19 protein-coding genes are annotated in these 17,970 nt (G+C 36.5%); 5 read left to right on the forward strand and 14 right to left on the reverse strand.

The window, feature by feature from the left end; translation table 11 throughout:
* Nucleotides 1-5 precede the first annotated feature (5 nt).
* Nucleotides 6-698 carry a class I SAM-dependent methyltransferase gene (locus BFG57_RS05650; RefSeq protein ID WP_069716496.1) on the forward strand — a complete coding sequence of 231 codons (693 nt, stop codon included), beginning with the start codon at nucleotides 6-8 and terminating at the stop codon, nucleotides 696-698.
* Nucleotides 699-717: 19 nt separating this feature from the next.
* The gene (locus tag BFG57_RS05655) at nucleotides 718-1,368 is read left to right on the forward strand and encodes a hypothetical protein (RefSeq protein ID WP_069716497.1); all 651 of its coding nucleotides are present in this window, start codon (nucleotides 718-720) and stop codon (nucleotides 1,366-1,368) included.
* A 16-nt stretch (nucleotides 1,369-1,384) separates the two neighbouring features.
* Here BFG57_RS05655 and BFG57_RS05660 read toward each other — a convergent pair whose 3' ends face one another.
* The 10 genes from BFG57_RS05660 to BFG57_RS05705 form a co-directional block, all read right to left on the reverse strand.
* Complete coding sequence (locus tag BFG57_RS05660; RefSeq protein ID WP_069716498.1) at nucleotides 1,385-2,689, reverse strand: pyrimidine-nucleoside phosphorylase; 1,305 nt, start codon at nucleotides 2,687-2,689, stop codon at nucleotides 1,385-1,387.
* 23 nt (nucleotides 2,690-2,712) lie between these two features.
* Entirely contained in the window at nucleotides 2,713-3,534 is an 822-nt protein-coding gene (locus BFG57_RS05665) for a purine-nucleoside phosphorylase (RefSeq protein WP_069716499.1), read from the reverse strand.
* An 18-nt stretch (nucleotides 3,535-3,552) separates the two neighbouring features.
* A complete protein-coding gene (locus tag BFG57_RS05670) occupies nucleotides 3,553-4,368 on the reverse strand; it encodes a purine-nucleoside phosphorylase (protein WP_069716500.1) in 816 nt (271 codons plus the stop codon).
* A gap of 17 nt (nucleotides 4,369-4,385) precedes the next feature.
* Complete coding sequence (gene deoB, locus BFG57_RS05675) at nucleotides 4,386-5,561, reverse strand: phosphopentomutase (protein ID WP_083249094.1); 1,176 nt, start codon at nucleotides 5,559-5,561, stop codon at nucleotides 4,386-4,388.
* Nucleotides 5,562-5,744: 183 nt separating this feature from the next.
* Entirely contained in the window at nucleotides 5,745-6,635 is an 891-nt protein-coding gene (xerD, locus tag BFG57_RS05680) for a site-specific tyrosine recombinase XerD (protein ID WP_069716564.1), read from the reverse strand.
* 21 nt (nucleotides 6,636-6,656) lie between these two features.
* Complete coding sequence (locus BFG57_RS05685) at nucleotides 6,657-6,881, reverse strand: YqzK family protein (RefSeq protein WP_069716501.1); 225 nt, start codon at nucleotides 6,879-6,881, stop codon at nucleotides 6,657-6,659.
* Between the two features lie 356 nt (nucleotides 6,882-7,237).
* Nucleotides 7,238-7,684, reverse strand: a complete 447-nt coding sequence (gene fur, locus BFG57_RS05690) for a ferric iron uptake transcriptional regulator (RefSeq protein WP_069716502.1) — start codon at nucleotides 7,682-7,684, stop codon at nucleotides 7,238-7,240.
* 166 nt (nucleotides 7,685-7,850) lie between these two features.
* Nucleotides 7,851-8,498, reverse strand: coding sequence for a stage II sporulation protein M (gene spoIIM / locus BFG57_RS05695; protein ID WP_069716503.1), 648 nt, complete (start codon nucleotides 8,496-8,498; stop codon nucleotides 7,851-7,853).
* Between the two features lie 217 nt (nucleotides 8,499-8,715).
* A complete protein-coding gene (locus tag BFG57_RS05700) occupies nucleotides 8,716-9,876 on the reverse strand; it encodes an endonuclease Q family protein (protein ID WP_069716504.1) in 1,161 nt (386 codons plus the stop codon).
* A gap of 3 nt (nucleotides 9,877-9,879) precedes the next feature.
* Nucleotides 9,880-10,434 (reverse strand): NUDIX hydrolase, encoded by a 555-nt coding sequence (locus BFG57_RS05705; protein ID WP_069716505.1) that lies wholly within the window; start codon nucleotides 10,432-10,434, stop codon nucleotides 9,880-9,882.
* Nucleotides 10,435-10,549: 115 nt separating this feature from the next.
* On the opposite strand from BFG57_RS05705, the gene mciZ reads away from it, so the two are divergent.
* Complete coding sequence (gene mciZ, locus BFG57_RS18295) at nucleotides 10,550-10,708, forward strand: Z-ring formation inhibitor MciZ (protein WP_083249095.1); 159 nt, start codon at nucleotides 10,550-10,552, stop codon at nucleotides 10,706-10,708.
* A gap of 128 nt (nucleotides 10,709-10,836) precedes the next feature.
* Nucleotides 10,837-11,745 carry an aldo/keto reductase gene (locus tag BFG57_RS05710; RefSeq protein ID WP_069716506.1) on the forward strand — a complete coding sequence of 303 codons (909 nt, stop codon included), beginning with the start codon at nucleotides 10,837-10,839 and terminating at the stop codon, nucleotides 11,743-11,745.
* 83 nt (nucleotides 11,746-11,828) lie between these two features.
* Here BFG57_RS05710 and BFG57_RS05715 read toward each other — a convergent pair whose 3' ends face one another.
* Together BFG57_RS05715 and BFG57_RS05720 are read right to left on the reverse strand one after the other, a co-directional pair.
* Nucleotides 11,829-13,376, reverse strand: a complete 1,548-nt coding sequence (locus BFG57_RS05715; RefSeq protein WP_069716507.1) for a site-specific DNA-methyltransferase — start codon at nucleotides 13,374-13,376, stop codon at nucleotides 11,829-11,831.
* A gap of 85 nt (nucleotides 13,377-13,461) precedes the next feature.
* Nucleotides 13,462-14,466, reverse strand: a complete 1,005-nt coding sequence (locus BFG57_RS05720; protein ID WP_069716508.1) for a C39 family peptidase — start codon at nucleotides 14,464-14,466, stop codon at nucleotides 13,462-13,464.
* A gap of 272 nt (nucleotides 14,467-14,738) precedes the next feature.
* Here BFG57_RS05720 and BFG57_RS05725 point away from each other — a divergent pair, with 272 nt between their 5' ends.
* Nucleotides 14,739-15,116 carry a DUF2500 domain-containing protein gene (locus tag BFG57_RS05725; RefSeq protein WP_069716509.1) on the forward strand — a complete coding sequence of 126 codons (378 nt, stop codon included), beginning with the start codon at nucleotides 14,739-14,741 and terminating at the stop codon, nucleotides 15,114-15,116.
* A gap of 64 nt (nucleotides 15,117-15,180) precedes the next feature.
* Here BFG57_RS05725 and BFG57_RS05730 read toward each other — a convergent pair whose 3' ends face one another.
* Nucleotides 15,181-16,596, reverse strand: a complete 1,416-nt coding sequence (locus BFG57_RS05730) for an aldehyde dehydrogenase family protein (protein ID WP_069716510.1) — start codon at nucleotides 16,594-16,596, stop codon at nucleotides 15,181-15,183.
* A 13-nt stretch (nucleotides 16,597-16,609) separates the two neighbouring features.
* Nucleotides 16,610-17,959, reverse strand: a complete 1,350-nt coding sequence (gabT, locus tag BFG57_RS05735) for a 4-aminobutyrate--2-oxoglutarate transaminase (RefSeq protein WP_069716511.1) — start codon at nucleotides 17,957-17,959, stop codon at nucleotides 16,610-16,612.
* Nucleotides 17,960-17,970 lie beyond the last annotated feature (11 nt).

Below are 17,970 nucleotides of genomic sequence, written 5' to 3' on the forward strand. Positions count from 1 at the left end.
AACAAATGACAAACATTAAAGATTCATTCAATTCTCACGCGAAAAATTATGATGAGGAACGAACTAAACTTATCCCTTGCTTTAAGAAATTTTATTCAACAGCTGTTGAACTTGTTCAGATACATGAAGAGCCGTTGACTATTTTAGATTTGGGAGCAGGTACTGGATTGCTTACCTCGATGCTACTTGAACGTTATCCAACTGCACATTATACTCTTATTGACTTATCGGAGAAGATGTTGAACGTAGCGAAAAAACGATTTGAAGGGAACAACAACATCACATATAAAGTTGCTGACTATACAACGGTTGAAGGACAGAATCAGTATGATGTCGTTGTTTCATCACTATCTATTCATCACTTATCAGATGACCAAAAAGAAAAGTTATATCACAATGTATTTAATTCGTTAAAATCTGGAGGAATTTTCGTAAATGCCGATCAAGTTCTTGGTGAAACAGACAATTTAAATCAACAATACAAACAGAATTGGCAACAACGGATTGAAAATACCAATTTAACAACAGAGCAATTGCAGGCTGCTTATGAACGAACCAAACTCGATCAAATGTCAACATTATCACAACAATTAAATTGGTTAAAAGCTGCCGGATTTGTTGATGTTGATTGTGTATTCAAAGAATATAGCTTTGCAGTTTTGTTTGGAAAGAAAAATAAAGAATGTTCACTCAATTGAAATTGGAGAGGGCTACAGTATGAATATTGAAGAAAAAAGTCTTATAGTTAATGGTCAAGCATTACGGTACACACATATTACACAAAATAATAAAACCATTTGTTTCATGTTCTCTGGATCTGGCTATACTTATGAAAAACCGTTACTTTATTATTCAACACTGAATATGCTTCAAAATGAAGTCGATGTTATTCACGTCCATTATTCATATAGTAAAAACATTAGTTTCGAGGAAATTGTTAATGCCATAGGAACTGATGTTCAGGCTGTCGTTAATAATGTCTTAGCTAACAACCTATATACACAACGGATTTTTCTAGGAAAGTCTTTAGGTACGATTCCAATCATTCAAAAATTTATGAACAATGAAGCCTTTACACAAGACAAGACGATTCTATTAACTCCTTTATTAAACATTCACTCACAATATGAACGATTAAAAAGCATAACTTCTAAAGGAATGATTGTGATTGGGGATAAAGATCCGTACTTTGATGAAGAAAAGATCCTCTATTTAAAGCAACACACTTCTTTGTCAATCAATATTATTCCCTTTGCAAATCATGCTCTTGAACATCATTCATTTGACGTAGAAACATCCATAAAAAATCTACAGTCTACCATCCATTTAATTGATTCTTTTATACATAGTAAAACGGCAGCCCACTGAGCTGCCGTTATCCTTACTATTCTGTGATTACATCATAAACTAATGTTGGTGCTTCAACCTTTTCACTTGAAACTTTAAAGCTGTTCCCAAGTTTTTCGATTGCATCTGCTACGTCTTCAGTGTTGCTATAAAGTGTTGCAAGTGATTCACCTTTCTTCACTTCATCACCAATCTTCTTACGTAACATGACACCTACTGCTAGATCAATGACAGATTCTTTTGTTGCACGACCTGCACCGAGGATCATTGCTGCAGTTCCAACTTCATCTGCAATAATTTCAGAAACATAACCATCTTCTTTAGCTTCAAGCTCGAATGTATACTTCGCTTGTGGCATCATTTCAGGGTTGTCTACGACAGCAGCGTTACCACCTTGTGCAGCCAAGAACGTCTTAAACGTTTCAAGAGCTTTACCTGATTTCATAACATCCTCAAGTTGTTTGCGAGCATCCTCTAAGCTTGCTGCTTTTTCAGCTAATAACACCATGTGACTACCTAATGTTAAGCAAAGTTCTTGTAAGTCATCTGGACCTTGACCTTGAAGTGTATCAATTGCTTCTTTCACTTCAAGTGCATTACCGATTGCAAATCCAAGTGGTTGGCTCATATCAGAAATGACTGCCATCGTTTTACGACCAACATTGTTACCAATACCAACCATTGCTTTTGCAAGTGCTTTTGAATCTTCAAGCTCCTTCATAAATGCACCTGCACCTGTTTTAACATCAAGTACAATCGCATCAGCACCCGCAGCAATCTTCTTACTCATAATTGAACTTGCAATAAGTGGAATTGAATTAACTGTTCCAGTTACATCACGTAAGCCATACAATTTTTTATCAGCTGGCGTTAAGTTTCCGCTCTGACCAATAACAGCTACTTTATTTTTATTAACTAAATCAATGAATTCATTATTATCAATCTCAACATGGAAGCCTTCAACCGCTTCAAGTTTGTCAATTGTACCACCCGTATGACCAAGACCACGACCAGACATCTTCGCTACTGGAACACCAACAGCAGCAACAAGAGGAGCAAGCACTAATGTTGTTGTATCACCAACACCACCTGTTGAATGCTTATCTACTTTAATCCCTTCGATTGCAGACAAATCTATCTTATCACCTGAATCAACCATTGCCATTGTTAGTTCAGCACGTTCTTCTTGTGTCATGTCTTGGAAGAAAATCGCCATTGCAAAAGCACTCATTTGATACTCTGGAATTTCACCATCTGTGTACCCTTCAATAATGAAACGAATCTCTTCTTTTGTTAATGCTTTGCCATCACGTTTCTTTTGAATTAAATCTACCATACGCATGTTGAATCACCTCTAGTTTTATTTTAAACGGTTGCTAAAAATTCTTTTACAAGTTTGATGAATTTTGGTCGAGTTCGATTTGCAGTTTCCATAACTTGTTCATGTGTTAGAGGCTCTAACTCTTCCCCAATTGCCATATCTGTTACGCAGGAGATGCCTAGCACCTTCATTTGCATATGACTAGCAACGATTACTTCTGGTACTGTTGACATTCCAACAGCATCTCCACCGTTATTGCGAAGCATAATTAATTCAGCAGGTGTCATATAAGTAGGACCTGAAATTCCTGCGTACACACCTTGCTGTACTTTCACATCTATCTTAGCCGCTACATCTTTTGCAAGTGCAACTAGTTCTGGTGTATAAGCACTACTCATATCTGGGAAACGAGGTCCAAGTTCAGCTTCATTTGCCCCAATTAACGGATTCGTTCCCGTCATGTTCAAGTGATCAGTAATTAACATTAGATCACCAGGTACAAAGTTTGCATTCATACCACCACACGCATTTGTAACGACCATCATGTCAACGCCTAAACCTTTCATTACTCGAACTGGGAAGGTTACATCTTGCATTGAATAACCTTCGTAATAATGAAAACGACCTTGCATTGCAATAACTTGCTTTCCTTCTAGCTCACCAATTACTAACTTACCTTCGTGTCCTTCTACTGTTGATACAGGAAAATGAGGGATGTCTGCATAATCAATCTTAACTGGATTTTCAATCTCTTCAGCTAATACACCTAGACCTGAACCTAAAATTAAACCTACTGTTGGTTCTCTCTTAATTTTCCCTTGAATAAACTCAACCGCTTCATTCATTTTCGCTAACAAATTTCCCACAACTAACCCCACCTATTCTTAGTTCATTTCTCCTACAATGTTCTTAACAAATGCTAAAAAGCTTTCACGAACTTTCTCAGTTGTTTCAATAACTTCATCATGTGTTAGAGGTTGGTCTAAGATTCCTGCAGCCATGTTTGAAATACAAGAAATACCCAACACTTCTAAACCACTATGGCGTGCAACGATTACTTCTGGAACAGTTGACATTCCAACTGCATCTCCACCCATTTTTCGTGTCATACGGATTTCAGCAGGAGTTTCATAAACTGGACCTGGATTTGCTACGTATACACCTTCTTGGATTTTCAAATTCAGTTTCTTAGCAACATCTTTAGCTAGTGAACGAAGCTCTTTTGAATAACTTTCTGACATATCTGGGAAACGAACACCTAGTTCATTATCATTTGGTCCGATTAATGGATTTGTACCAGTGTTGTTAATATGGTCATTAATTAACATTAAGTCACCTGGTGAATAACTTTCATTTACACCACCAGCAGCATTCGTTACGATTAACTTTTCCACACCAAGCATCTTCATAACACGTACAGGGAAAGTTACTTTATCCATTCCATAACCTTCATAATAGTGGAAACGACCTTTCATAGCGATTACATTTTTCCCTTGCAACTTACCAAACACTAACATCCCAGCATGACCTTCAACAGTTGAAACAGGGAAGTTTGGAATATCACTGTAATCAATTGTGATTGGATCCTCAATTTCATCAGCAAGGACACCTAGGCCCGAACCAAGAATCAATCCAATCTTAGGCTCTTCTGTAATTTTACTATTAATATAATCTACCGCTGCTTTAAAGTTTTCTACCATGATTAAGTCCCCCTTGATTATTTAATATCGTTTAAAAAGCTTGTGCCATGTTTAGGTAATTTAATATTAAAGTTCTCTGCAACTGTTGCACCAATATCTGCGAATGTCTTACGAATTGGTAACTCTTTACCTTCTGTAATGCCGTTATGATACACAATTAATGGAACATACTCACGTGTATGATCTGTACCATGATGTACTGGATCATTTCCGTGGTCAGCCGTAATGATGAGAAGGTCGTCATCTTTCAACAAATCAAATACTTCTACTAAACGTTTGTCATATGCTTCTAATGCTTCTCCATAACCTTTTGGATCGCGACGATGTCCAAACTTCGCATCAAAATCAACAAGATTCAAGAAGCTCATACCTGTAAAATCTTGTTTTAATGAATCATTCAGCTTATCCATGCCATCCATATTTGATATTGTACGAACAGCTTCAGTAACACCTTCACCATCATATATATCAGAGATTTTACCTAATGCAATAACATCAAGACCAGCATCCTTCATTTCATTCATAACTGTACGACCAAATGGTTTTAATGCATAGTCATGACGATTTGCTGTACGCTCATACGATCCAACTTCACCAATAAATGGACGAGCAATGACACGACCAACCATATATTTTTCATCTAAGGTTAATTCACGAGCCATTTTACAGATTTCATATAACTCATCAATTGGTACAACATCTTCGTGTGCTGCTATTTGTAACACTGAATCTGCAGATGTATAAACGATTAGAGAACCTGTCTTCATTTGTTCTTCAGCAAGTTCATCTAGAATATCAGTTCCTGATGATGGTTTATTTCCAATAACCTTTCTTCCAGAACGTTTTTCGATCTCCTCGATTAACTCAGCTGGAAAACCATCAGGGAAAGTACGGAACGGTTGTTCAATGTGAAGGCCCATAATTTCCCAATGCCCTGTCATCGTATCCTTTCCATTTGACGCTTCCTGCATTTTTGTATAATGAGCTTTTGGTGATGACGCTTTCTCAATACCTTGAATTTCTTTAATGTTACTTAAGCCGAGTTTCCCCATATTAGGCATTTTCAAACCATTCATATGCTCACCAATATGGCCTAGAGTGTCAGCCCCTTTATCATTAAAATCTGCAGCATCAGGAGCTTCACCTATACCTACAGAATCCATTACTACTAAAAATACGCGTTTAAATCGCACTTAAATTCATTCCTTTCCTTCACAAATCATGAGTTCTATCTTTCACTATACCCAAGATACACTTGTTTCACACAAATTAGTATACAACAGATGTATGATGTCAGACATCTATATTTGAGAAAATTTTATGAAGGTTTTTTTACTCTTTATACTTTAACCTAGTTTTAACTAAAAAAAGTGTATTTACGCTCTTGGATGATAGCTTTTATAAGTATCTTTTAACCTTGCCTTCGAAACATGCGTATAGATTTGTGTAGTTGATATATCAGCATGACCTAACATTTCTTGAACTGCACGTAAATCTGCACCATTTTCTAACAAATGAGTAGCAAACGAATGACGTAGCGTATGAGGGGTTAATTCTTTCTCGATACCCGCTTCAGATGCCAGTTTCTTCAATGTTTTCCAAAAACCTTGTCGTGAGAGCCGTCTTCCATGATTATTTAAAAATAATGCATCTGTTCGTTCCTTCTTTAACATTAGAGGACGTCCACTATCAAGGTATGTAACAATCGCATCAGATGCCATTCTGCCTATTGGAATAATTCGTTCCTTACTCCCTTTTCCTGTACAACGTACGAACCCCATGGTAACATGCACATCACTTAAATCAAGGTCCATCATTTCACTAACTCTCATTCCTGTCGCATAAAGTAACTCAAGCATCGCTCTATCTCGATATGTATATGCGCTTGTGCCCTTCGGCGAAGATAATAGCGCTTCCACTTCAGGTGTTGACAGTACCTTCGGGAGCTTTCGTTCCGCTTGGGGTGTATCTATATGAATAGAAGGGTCTTTATCAGAACGCTTTTCTCTAATTAAAAATTGGTGAAATGCTCGAATAGATGCTAAATTTCTCGCAAGTGTAGTGCTAGCGCGCCCCTTATCTTTTTGTTCTTTTAAAAACTGAGTGATATGTAAACGCTCAACATCACGAAATAATACTAATCCATTTTTCTTTTGTAAATGTGCCCTATACTGGTTTAAATCTCGTTCATATGCAGAAATTGTATTTGTTGATAATCCACGCTCAACGATTAAATAATGAATGAAATCTTTAATATCGTATTCCATTTCCATTATATAACGCTCCCTTTATTCTCCATGCTCGTAGAAGAAAATTAACCGCTTAACTACAGGGTAAGCATCATCAATAAAATTCCCTGAAACTCTCATAGCATTACCTTGCGGTTGATCATAGCGATGGTAGTCCTCATATTCTTCATTGATCCACAGCATCCCTAAATAAAAGAGTATTGTACAACCAGTAAATAATATAAAAACTTTCACTGCATGAAGAAAGATTTTAATCCCTTTCATAGCCTCAATTCCTCCTATTGTACAAGCATTATTACATCATATGCCTATACAATAAAAAAATATACAATAGAAAATTAGTATATACTTGAACCTATCTAATCTCTTTTGTTATTTTTCGCCTTTATAAGGAATGGACTCATAACTGTTACGTTAGCGAATTTTTCAACATTTGTAAAGGATTGTTTATCCTCCTACTACTGACTCATTTTCGTAATTCACAGATTTATAGTTACTATAATTTCTCTATGTAATTAAGTTATTCCTATAAACTTAAATCGTTCTAATGTTTGCTAATTAACCTATAAAAGAACAAAACAAATAAAAACCTTCTCCACCGTTGGAAAAGGTCCTTACAGTTATTCTTCATTTGAGTGACAACGATAACAAATACCATGAAATGTTAATCGGTGATCTTTAATTTTAAAATTCCAATCACGTTCAACTATCTTTTCGACATCACCTAATAAATCATCTTGAATTTCATCAACTGCACCACATTCTACACAAACAAGGTGATGGTGAAAATGAGCTGCGCCTTCTTTGCGAAGATCATATCTTGATACACCATCTCCGAAGTTAATTTTATCAACGATTTTCAATTCTGTTAAGAGCTCTAACGTACGATATACAGTAGCTAACCCAATTTCAGGCGACTTTTCTTTCACGAGGAGGTAGACATCTTCCGCGCTTAAGTGGTCTTCTTCATTTTCTAATAGCACCCTAACCGTTGCTTCACGCTGAGGAGTCAACTTATAACTTTGAGAGTGTAACTGTTTCTTTATCCGCCCAATTCGTTTTTCCATACCAATCCCTCCCTCGCACTACTCTCATTATTATAAGCAGTTCGAAAAAAAGTGTCAAATTATAATAATTATTAACGTTTAATTGTATTTAATTTATTATAATAATAATTATCATCCATCAAATATCACCAAAGATATAACTTATCATTATTAGAAACCAGTAAAGTTATAACGGTGTACTAATTAGTTTAATGACTGTTTTCATTAGGAAGGGAGATGCATATGCTTCTAACAATGACACTCCAGCTATTAAAACAAAAGCACCAATTACAATTAACGTGTAACGAGAAAGGTGAGGCAAAATAGGTTCATACGTTCGATTCAAAAATTGCTGACGTATCATTTTCAATGAAAAGTGTATAGCAGCAGAAGTCGTAATAATGAATACAGGAACTAAAATGATATTTTGAGGCAATATTGATACGATTGATAGGAGAAAGCCTGATAACCCAAGTTGATTCACGAGAAAACCAACTGTAAAACCAGTCACAAGCCCTTTTAAAAACAGTAATACTAAGATAACAGGCAAACCAATAATTGAGAGGCCTAATACCCAAATTGAACCAATATATTTTAAATAGTGAACAAAACTTTGGCGAAACATAAAATTTGGATCAGCAATTACATCGTTTGAAAGTTGTCCAAAAAACCGAGATAAGTAAAGATATAAGTCTTCTTTCTGATCAAAACTTAAACTATTCACAACTATTGCGCCAAAAATAATCCCCATTAAAAATAAAATAATCGTAAATAAATAAATTGATGACTGTTCTCTTATATAAATTGATAAATTACGCCTTAATGTCCTCTTCACCGCTACTCCTCCTCACCCTAATCTACCAAATCTACTCTTTGAATCTAGTCTATGATCCAATTAAGAGAGTATGACAAAAAGGCGAGGACGCAAAGTTCTTATATTCTAATTTAACGTGGGTTCCATTAATGTTCATACTTTGTCCTTGAACAATCTAAACTGATAAGTACCTCTATTCTATGTCATGCAAAATAATAACAAGGAAAGTCAGTTCCACTTATTCAGAACTGACTTTCCCATACTTACCAGCACCACCACTTTCAAGCGACAATGTGCCTTTACGTGCTTTAATAATCATCTCAGCCATTTTGGGAGATACAACGCCTTCTAATTCACGCTGGCTAATTCGATGGATAATGTTCATCTCTGTTCCAAATTGATCACGTAACTTTTGCAATGTCTTTGGACCAAGTTTCGGAATGAATTCTAAAGGAATCTGATGTATATAAGGCGGACGATTATTATTTATAACTCCATCAGTTAACTCATCAATACGGTTACGAACACCCTTTACAAAATGTAATGAACCACATTGCGAACATTCTTCGGTAGCTTGTGAACGATGTCCACAACGTTCACAAGCAGTTTCGTGATATTTACCAAGCTTAGGATCGAGTCCAAAGTTCTTAATGACTTTACGATCATGATTATTATGTAAAGCTAACCATAATTCAGTGAATGTCGGACTTTCCAATTGTAAAATCTGATATTCCCGACCAATTTTCTGAGTGGAATGAGCGTCTGAATTCGTTAGAAAGCTATAACGATGCAGCTCCTTTAAGCTGTCAGCCATTTCTGTATTCGAACTTAACCCTAACTCTACAGCATCAATAAGATCTGGATCGAAAACTTCTGCTAATGAAAATTTGACCCCACTTCCATACAAACTCTTATGTGGAGTGAAAATGTGTGCAGGGATAAATAAACCACCAAGTTCGCGCACTTTTTGCTGCAACACTTTCCCACTCTCATATAATCTTTGTGTACTTAACGTATTGTTTGTAATCCGTTCGCCTAACCACTTTGAAAAAATCCTCATCGTTTGAAGTGTTGGCATAAAACAAAGTACATGAATCGGTCCTTGCGTCGACTCATCATTCACTTCGATCTCAGATCCTAATATTAATGTCAACTCACCATAAGAAAGTCCACCTTGTTCTAGTTCAGAAAGCTCACCTTTATCGACCATGACTTCTAATTCATCTAATACTTCAGGCACATGACTATCAATGACTCCAATCATGTCCATTCCTTTGACATGCTGTGCATCATATAAAATATTCGCTACTGTTAAAGACTTTGATCCAGTTATTTTTACTGGTCTACCTGTGTTTGTTCTACCGATGTGAATATGTAAATCTGCAAAATAAGTTTGCATCTATTATGAGCCTTTTACTAACTGTTTCAATTGTAAGTATTGAATTGCATAAGCTGTTTTCGCATCATATATTTGTTTTTCACGAACAAGCTTGAATGCCTCATCTAACGTTACTTCTATGACTTCCACAAACTCATCTTCATCTGTGTCAAGTGGTACTTCTAAACGCTCTAACTGGTCCGTGTAATATAGATGAACAATTTCATCAGCAAATCCAGGTGATGTATAGAAGGATGTTACATATTGCAATGCTTGGCAACGATATCCTGTTTCTTCTTGAAGTTCACGCTCTGCCGTTTGGAACGGTGCTTCATTTTTTTCAAGTTTCCCTGCTGGAATTTCAACAACCATTTTCTCTAACGGTTTACGATATTGGCGTACAAGTACAATTTTACCTTCTCGTGTAATTGGAATAATTGCAACCGCACCAGGATGCTTCACTAACTCTCGCTTACTCTTCTTTCCATTAGGTAACTCCACTTCATCCACTTGAAGGTTGATTATTCTTCCTTCGAAGATTTGTTCCGAAGATAGAGTCTTTTCAGTAAAATCTTTCATCCTTCCTTCATCTCCTTGTTCTATTCAATCGAATCCGCACATAAATTCTACCATATTAAGTCAATATTATGTATAACCGAAACATTAAATTTTAATTATGAAAGGAACTCATATTATGAAAATTTATGTAAATCCAACGAGTATCACAATGGTCGGAAAAGCATGGGAAATACGTGCGAAACTACGAGAATATGCTAAAACATATCATACTGTTGCAGATTGGAGAAGTGACATTCATCACTTGTCAACTAGTGATGAATTGAAGCAGGATTAAAAGACTTGCGCTTTCGGTTCGTATCTAAAAAACAAAAATCCCTTCACTTCCTCCGCTATTAAACGTTAAACTTACAGTACAACATAATTTATATCGACTATTTCATCTCTGATAGAGGAGGAAACAGAATGGAGAAGCGTCGTTTAGGGCAATCAGACTTGTTCGTAAGCAAGATCGGATTAGGCTGTATGTCACTTGGACAAGACCAAAAACAAGCTACAGAAATTATTCACGCAGCAATTGATGCAGGTATTAACTATCTTGATACAGCTGACTTATATGATTTAGGATTAAATGAAGAATTTGTTGGTAAAGCAATCGAAGAGAAACGTAAAGAACTTATTATTGCAACTAAAGTAGGAAACCATCTGGAAAAAGGTAGACTTGGCTGGTATTGGGACCCTTCTAAAAGTTACATAAAAGAACAAGTAAAAAATAGCCTTAAACGTTTACGAACAGATTATATCGACCTCTACCAATTACATGGAGGAACAATCGAAGATCCGATTGAAGAAACAATTGAAGCGTTTGAAGAATTAAAAAAAGAAGGCTACATTCGAGAATATGGCATTTCATCCATTCGTCCAAATGTTATACGTGAATACGTCAAACGTTCAAATATCGTTACTGTAATGATGCAGTACAGTATTTTAGATCGTCGACCTGAAGGAGAAATGCTCGAACTCTTACAAAAGAATAATATTAGTGTCATCGCTCGTGGACCGTTAGCAAAAGGCATGCTGTCCGATAAAGGAAAAGAGAAAGCTCGTGCATTTCTCGATTATTCTTACGAGGATATTATTACGTTGAACGAACAACTGCATGAAATAACAAATCAAAAACGTCATTTACATGAAACTGCACTATTATATCCGCTCTATCACTCATCTGTAGGAGCTGTCATTCCAGGAGCAAGCAGTGTCAAGCAAGTGATAACAAATGCTCAAGCCACGCAAGCAACTGAACTTACCGAAGAGGAGTATGAAGCTATTCAACACATATCAAAAGCCAACATGTATGATAAGCATCGTTCATGACAAATTTAAGCCGTAAGTCATCACACCTGTACGATCGATGACTTCGGCTTTTTCGATTTCTATTTGATGCAGGAACAATCTCTTTACTCTAATTGATATACTTTAAAGCCTCGATCTTGTTGTTCTTCATTTTGATCAGATTCATTTAACAACTCGATGCTTCTTCTAATTCGCTCTTGTGCAAGTGAAGCTATCGAAGCATATTTCTGACCTTTAATCGCCTCTTGTCTTTCCACTAGTATGTATTTTCTCGTGCCGTTGTCTCCCTTATTCGCTTCATACACAGCATGTGCTGTCGTTCCTGAGCCTGCAAAGAAATCCATAACGAGAGCATCACTATGTGTGAAGTATTGAATAAGTTGTTTTGAGAATGGATAAGGTTTTGGATTATCGAATGATAACCCAATTTTAGCGAAGAAGGCATCATCACTTGCCCCATAACGTAAGATAGAAGGAATATTTTCTAACATATGTTCCTCTAAATAATACTTTCGATTCGGAATTGTCTTCTCATCACAACCAAACAAAATTTGTTGTTCATCCAACAACCGCTTCATTGTTTCAGGTGGGTTGCGCCAGCCACGTTTTGGGATGGCACACGTCCTTCCTGTGATTGGATGGATTAACGGAACAAAATATTGATCTGGAGCCTTTTTCTTGTTTGGCCAAGCCATTGAAACAGGTCGATACACTTTACCATACTCATCAATGTATTTGTATGCCTTCAATCCTTCTGAAAATTCTACTTGTCTATTCAACCATTGCTGAAATAGCTCATTTACAATGCTCATATCAACGATTCTTTTATGTTTATCTAACAATTCTTTTGGCAAATTATATTTTTTTGCGAGCTGCTTTAAGTCTTCAGGAATCATCGTTTTTCCTATTTGTGCGTACAACCTCTTTGCTTTATTTAAAACCTGTTCAACATTTTCTTTCGTTCTCTTTAGAACCACTCTATTTCGATAATTCGTTATCTTTTTTGCAAAAACATAAATTACCTCGTGCTGATACGCTACCTTAGAGGCATCCCCTTTCGGATTACGTTTATCCCATATTAACTTACCGATTCGATTCTCTTCACCGAAGATTTCAAACAACAATAGCTCTAAATTACTTTCCTCTTTTTCATCAATGTGAATAACAATAACCCCATCAGATGCCAACATCTTGTATGCCAGCAGTAAGCGTGAGTACATCATATTTAACCAATTTGTATGAATTCTTCCACTCATATGCGTATGTTTGCATCGTTGGTTATCATTAGTAATCCCACAACGTTGTAAATAGCGTTTCATTGTTTCTTCAAAATTGTCATCATAGATGAAGTTCTTACCCGTATTGTATGGAGGATCAATGTAGATTAAATCAATTTGTTCGTGATAGGTTTCCTGCAAGGTCTGTAATACTTTGAGATTATCCCCTTCAATAAACAAGTTATTTGTTCGTTCTTCATCTATACCTATTCCACTGATTCGTTTAAGAGAGTGAGTTGATGAATGATCCACAAGCTGTTGAGTCTCTTTCTTCCCAATCCAATGTAAACCGAATCCTTCACTAAATAGTTCAGATTGTCCAGGAGTTGAGGTACGAAACTGTTGATTATTTGATTGAGACCTTTCACTTAGCACTTACTCACCACTCCCCCAATTGCTTTTATTTACTCGCTTGAATTATCGTAATCCTCACAATTTAATGAAATAGATGCTAAACTTTTTATGATTCTGATTTCATTGAAATATAGACAACGTCATTTTCCCAATGTACCTTAGTATCATACATATATTCTAATGCTTGAATTGGAATAACGAAGCTTCCTTCTATATTCTTAACATCAATAGGCATCGTGAACGGTTGATTTTTTATTATAACTTCGTTCGTGTCTATTCGCAGATGAATGACCGTATTTTCGTCTTGTAAGACTACTGTTTGTTGTATCAGATCGTAAGTAACCGTTGAACCAAGCGTCTGGGCAACAGTTCGTACAGGAATGTATACTGTATCTTTTAATTTATATGCTCCCATTATTTCTTGACCAATTATTTTTACTTTGACTGGTTCTTTTAACTGGTATGCAATTGCTTGTGAACCCATTTGTATCCAAGATTGCTCAAAGTGAAACCGATTTAGTTTTCGATTCCCTTTATAGTAAAGAGGATCATTAACGTATATATACTGATCATCATATCCAGTTACAAGAACCGAATGCTCACTATATGTGATGTCAACAATCCCTTCTTTTGTCTTCCAAGAAACAAACTGATTTTCAGGTAAAGCTTTAAAACGAGAATTCGTAATCACCCATACTGGTATGCCAGCATCAATTGAAGCATAGATACTCGAAATATCTTGACCTGTCAGATCATCAATTTGTCCTGGCAAGTATTTCTCTGCTAAGTCCGCAATCGGCTCATGATACACACCATAACCTAATTGCGTATACGAATAGATATTGCCTACGAAGCCATGATGTGGATTTCCATAATATCCGTTACTTATAAATGAGACCTTTTTAACTTCTTGCGCTAACGCCATTTTGTCAACTTCAACGCCTGCACTATTTAAAAGCATTGCCAAGGAGGTGACTTCACAACCTCTTGCAAGCTCTGGCATTTGTTCAATATGGGGTATATTTAATATATTTGATTTAGCCTCTACACTTGTACTATTTAGATATATGAATAGAAATGTCACTAACACAATTAACTCTTTTATACGCATTACCTATTCTCCACACCACCCATTAATAGAATAGGATTATAAATCCATAATTGGAAAATTAAAACTCATTCATCTCTCAGTATACTATTTGACCTTAAATAATTGAAGGAATTTTCCAACTATTATTCTAAAACTTTCACTTACTTCTAATGGCATCAGCCAAAACATGGAAAATTATCACAAGCATACATATTATGAGCAAATTCTTACTTAAAAAACCGAAACTTTTCAATTATATTTACCGTTATAATAGTAGAAGAGGAGGACTTGTCATGGGATTTAATTCAGGATTTGGTTTCGATGTGTTTTCAATTATTTCAGCTATCTTTCCGATATTTTTCTTAATTGTTTTTGGTTTAATTCTATTTACAGTGATTAAAAGTATTAAAGAATGGAATAACAACAATCAACAACCTGTGCTTCACGTATTAGCAAAGGTTGTGACAAAGCGCAATCAGATAAGAAGAAATGATAATCATTCAAACACAACCTATTTTGTAACCTTTGAAGTTGAAAGCGGAGATCGAATGGAATTAATGGTGAAAGGTAATGATTTTGGCCAATTAGTTGAAGGTGACTTCGGTACACTCAAATTTCAAGGAACACGTTATTTAAGTTTTGAACGGCAACAACAGCAACAAGAGCAATAATGTCTCGTCATTCACAAATATTGAAAAATCCTTGTACACACTTCATGTACAAGGATTTTCCCAATTACTTTTTAATAACAACTAACTTCAATTCTGTCATATCTTCAATTGCGTATTTAATACCCTCTCGACCAGTTCCACTGTTCTTGACGCCACCGTAAGGCATATGATCAACGCGATATGTTGGGATATCGTTAATCATTACACCACCAACTTCAAGCACTTCTGCTGCTTCCAATGCCTTTGACAGATCATTTGTAAAGATGCCAGCCTGTAGTCCATATTCCGAGTCATTTGTTCGTTTAATAGCTTCATCAATTGATGCGACTTTATTCAGAATAACGACTGGACCAAATATCTCTTGACATGATACTTTTAAATCTTCACCAGCTTGTAATAGTACCGTAGGTTGTAACATGTTCCCTTCTTTTTCACCGCCTGTAGCAAGTGTTGCACCTTGTTCAACTGCTTCGTTAATCCATTCAAGCACACGATCAGCCTCATCTGGAGCGATAAGTGCAGATAGATCTGTATCTTCATGTAACGGATCACCGAGCTTTAACTGTTGTACTTTAGCAACAAATTTCTCAACGAATTCATCGAAAATTGATTCATGAATATAAGTACGCTGGATTGAAATACAAACTTGACCTGCATTTGCAAACGCGCCCATAACTGCTCGATCGATCATCGCATCAATATCAACACCTTCATCAACAATTAATGCTGAATTCGAACCAAGCTCCAGTGTTACTTTCTTTAAACCTGATTTATTTCGAATGCCGATCCCTACTTCTGGACTTCCTGTAAAAGTGACTTTTTTAACACGCTCATCTGTTACAAGTTGCTCGCCAACTGTTCGACCACTCCCAGTCACAACATTTAACGCACCATTCGGCAAACCAGCCTTTTGCAGTAGTTCAGCAATGAAATATGCACTAAGTGGTGTCTGTGAAGCTGGCTTTAAAACGACTGTATTACCTGCAGCAATTGCTGGGCCCACTTTATGTGCAACAAGATTCATCGGAAAGTTGAAAGGTGTAATGGCTGCAACGACACCTACAGGTTGTTTCATCGTGTACGCAATTCGATCTTCTCCACCTGGTGCAGCATCCATAGGAATCGTTTCACCATTAATTCTACGAGCTTCTTCTGCAGCAAATTTATAGGTCATAATCGTACGAGCCACTTCACCTCTTGCTGTTTTTAATGGTTTTGCCGATTCTAATGCAATCAACCTCGCACATTCTTCTTTATTTTCGCTAATTAAATCAACAAGCTTTTCTAAAATAGTAGCCCGTTCATGAGCAGGTACTTTTGCCATTTTCCCTCTCGCTTCATATGCAGCCGAAATTGCAGCGTTTACATCTTTTTCGTCAGCTTTCGGTATGTCTGCAATTTTCTCTTGAGAAAAAGGTGAATATAAAGCTTGATAATCCTTTGTTTCGATCCATTCACCGTTAATTAATAACTTCTTCATGGTGTACCTCCCTTTACTTACTCGTTAATTCTAATACCACTTCTTCTAATACATCTAAACCTTCATTTAATTGTTCAACTGTTATTACAAGCGGACTAAGTATTCGAACGACATTTCCGTATAAACCAGCACCCATCAACACAACTCCACGTTTATGGCAAGCTTGCACGATTTGACTAGTTAATTCTTTATTTGGTTCTTTCGTCTCACGATCTTTAACAAACTCAATCGCTGTCATCGCACCGAGTGTGCGTACTTCACCGATTTGTTCCACTTTTGATTGAAGTGCTTTGAATCGCTTCGAAATTGCTTCACCGATATGAAACGCTCTAGACGGTAATTCGTCTTTTTCCATTAGGTTAATGACTTCTAAAGCTGCCACGCAACCTAATGGACTTCCACCGTAAGTTCCACCGATTTCACCTACATCAGGTGCATCCATAACCTGCGCTCTTCCTGTCACTGCACTAATTGGCAATCCTGCTGCAATTGATTTTGACATCGTCATTAAATCAGGCACAACATCATAGTGATCCATGCCAAACATTTTTCCTGTTCGACCAAACCCAGTTTGAACTTCGTCAGCAATGAATAAAATACCATTTTCTTCGCAAATTTGCTTCACACCTTGTACGAAATGTTTCGATGGCGCAACAAAACCACCTTCACCTTGTACAGGTTCCATGATGACCGCTGCAATATCTTCTGCTGGCACTTCACGTAAGAAGAAGTCTTGGAATTCGGCTAAAATCATATCATCTACTTCTTTCGTTGTCATTCCTTTTTGGGCACGATAATAATAAGGATATGGCATCTTATACGTGTCTGGAGCAAACGGTCCAAAGCCATTTTTGTAAGGCTTCACCTTACTCGTTAATGACATCGCCATATATGTTCTACCATGGAAACCACGCTCAAATGAAATAATTCCTCTTCGTTTTGTATATCTTCTTGCAATCTTAATCGCATTCTCAACCGCTTCAGCACCACTATTTAAGAAGAATGTTTTTTTATGGTGGTTTCCAGGTGTAATTTCGTTCAATTTCTCTGCCAATTGAAGATATGATTCATACATCATGACATGAAAACAAGGATGAATGTATTTATCAACTTGTTCCTTTAAGGCTTCTACAACAGTCGGTGGACAATGTCCGACATTTAACGTACCGATTGCACCTGCAAAATCTAAAAATGTATTGCCATCAATATCTGTTAAAACCGCACCTTCACCTTTTTCAGCGAATACAGGCATCGTATTAAATGGTCCACGCGGTACATGTTCGTGACGTCTTTTTAATAATTCTTCTGATTTTGGTCCAGGAATTGCCGTTTTTAAATTAATTGTTTTTGCTGTCGTTTCCATTGAAACCCCTC

It is taken from the genome of Bacillus solimangrovi, assembly GCF_001742425.1.
GTDB lineage: Bacteria > Bacillota > Bacilli > Bacillales > Bacillaceae_N > Bacillus_AV > Bacillus_AV solimangrovi.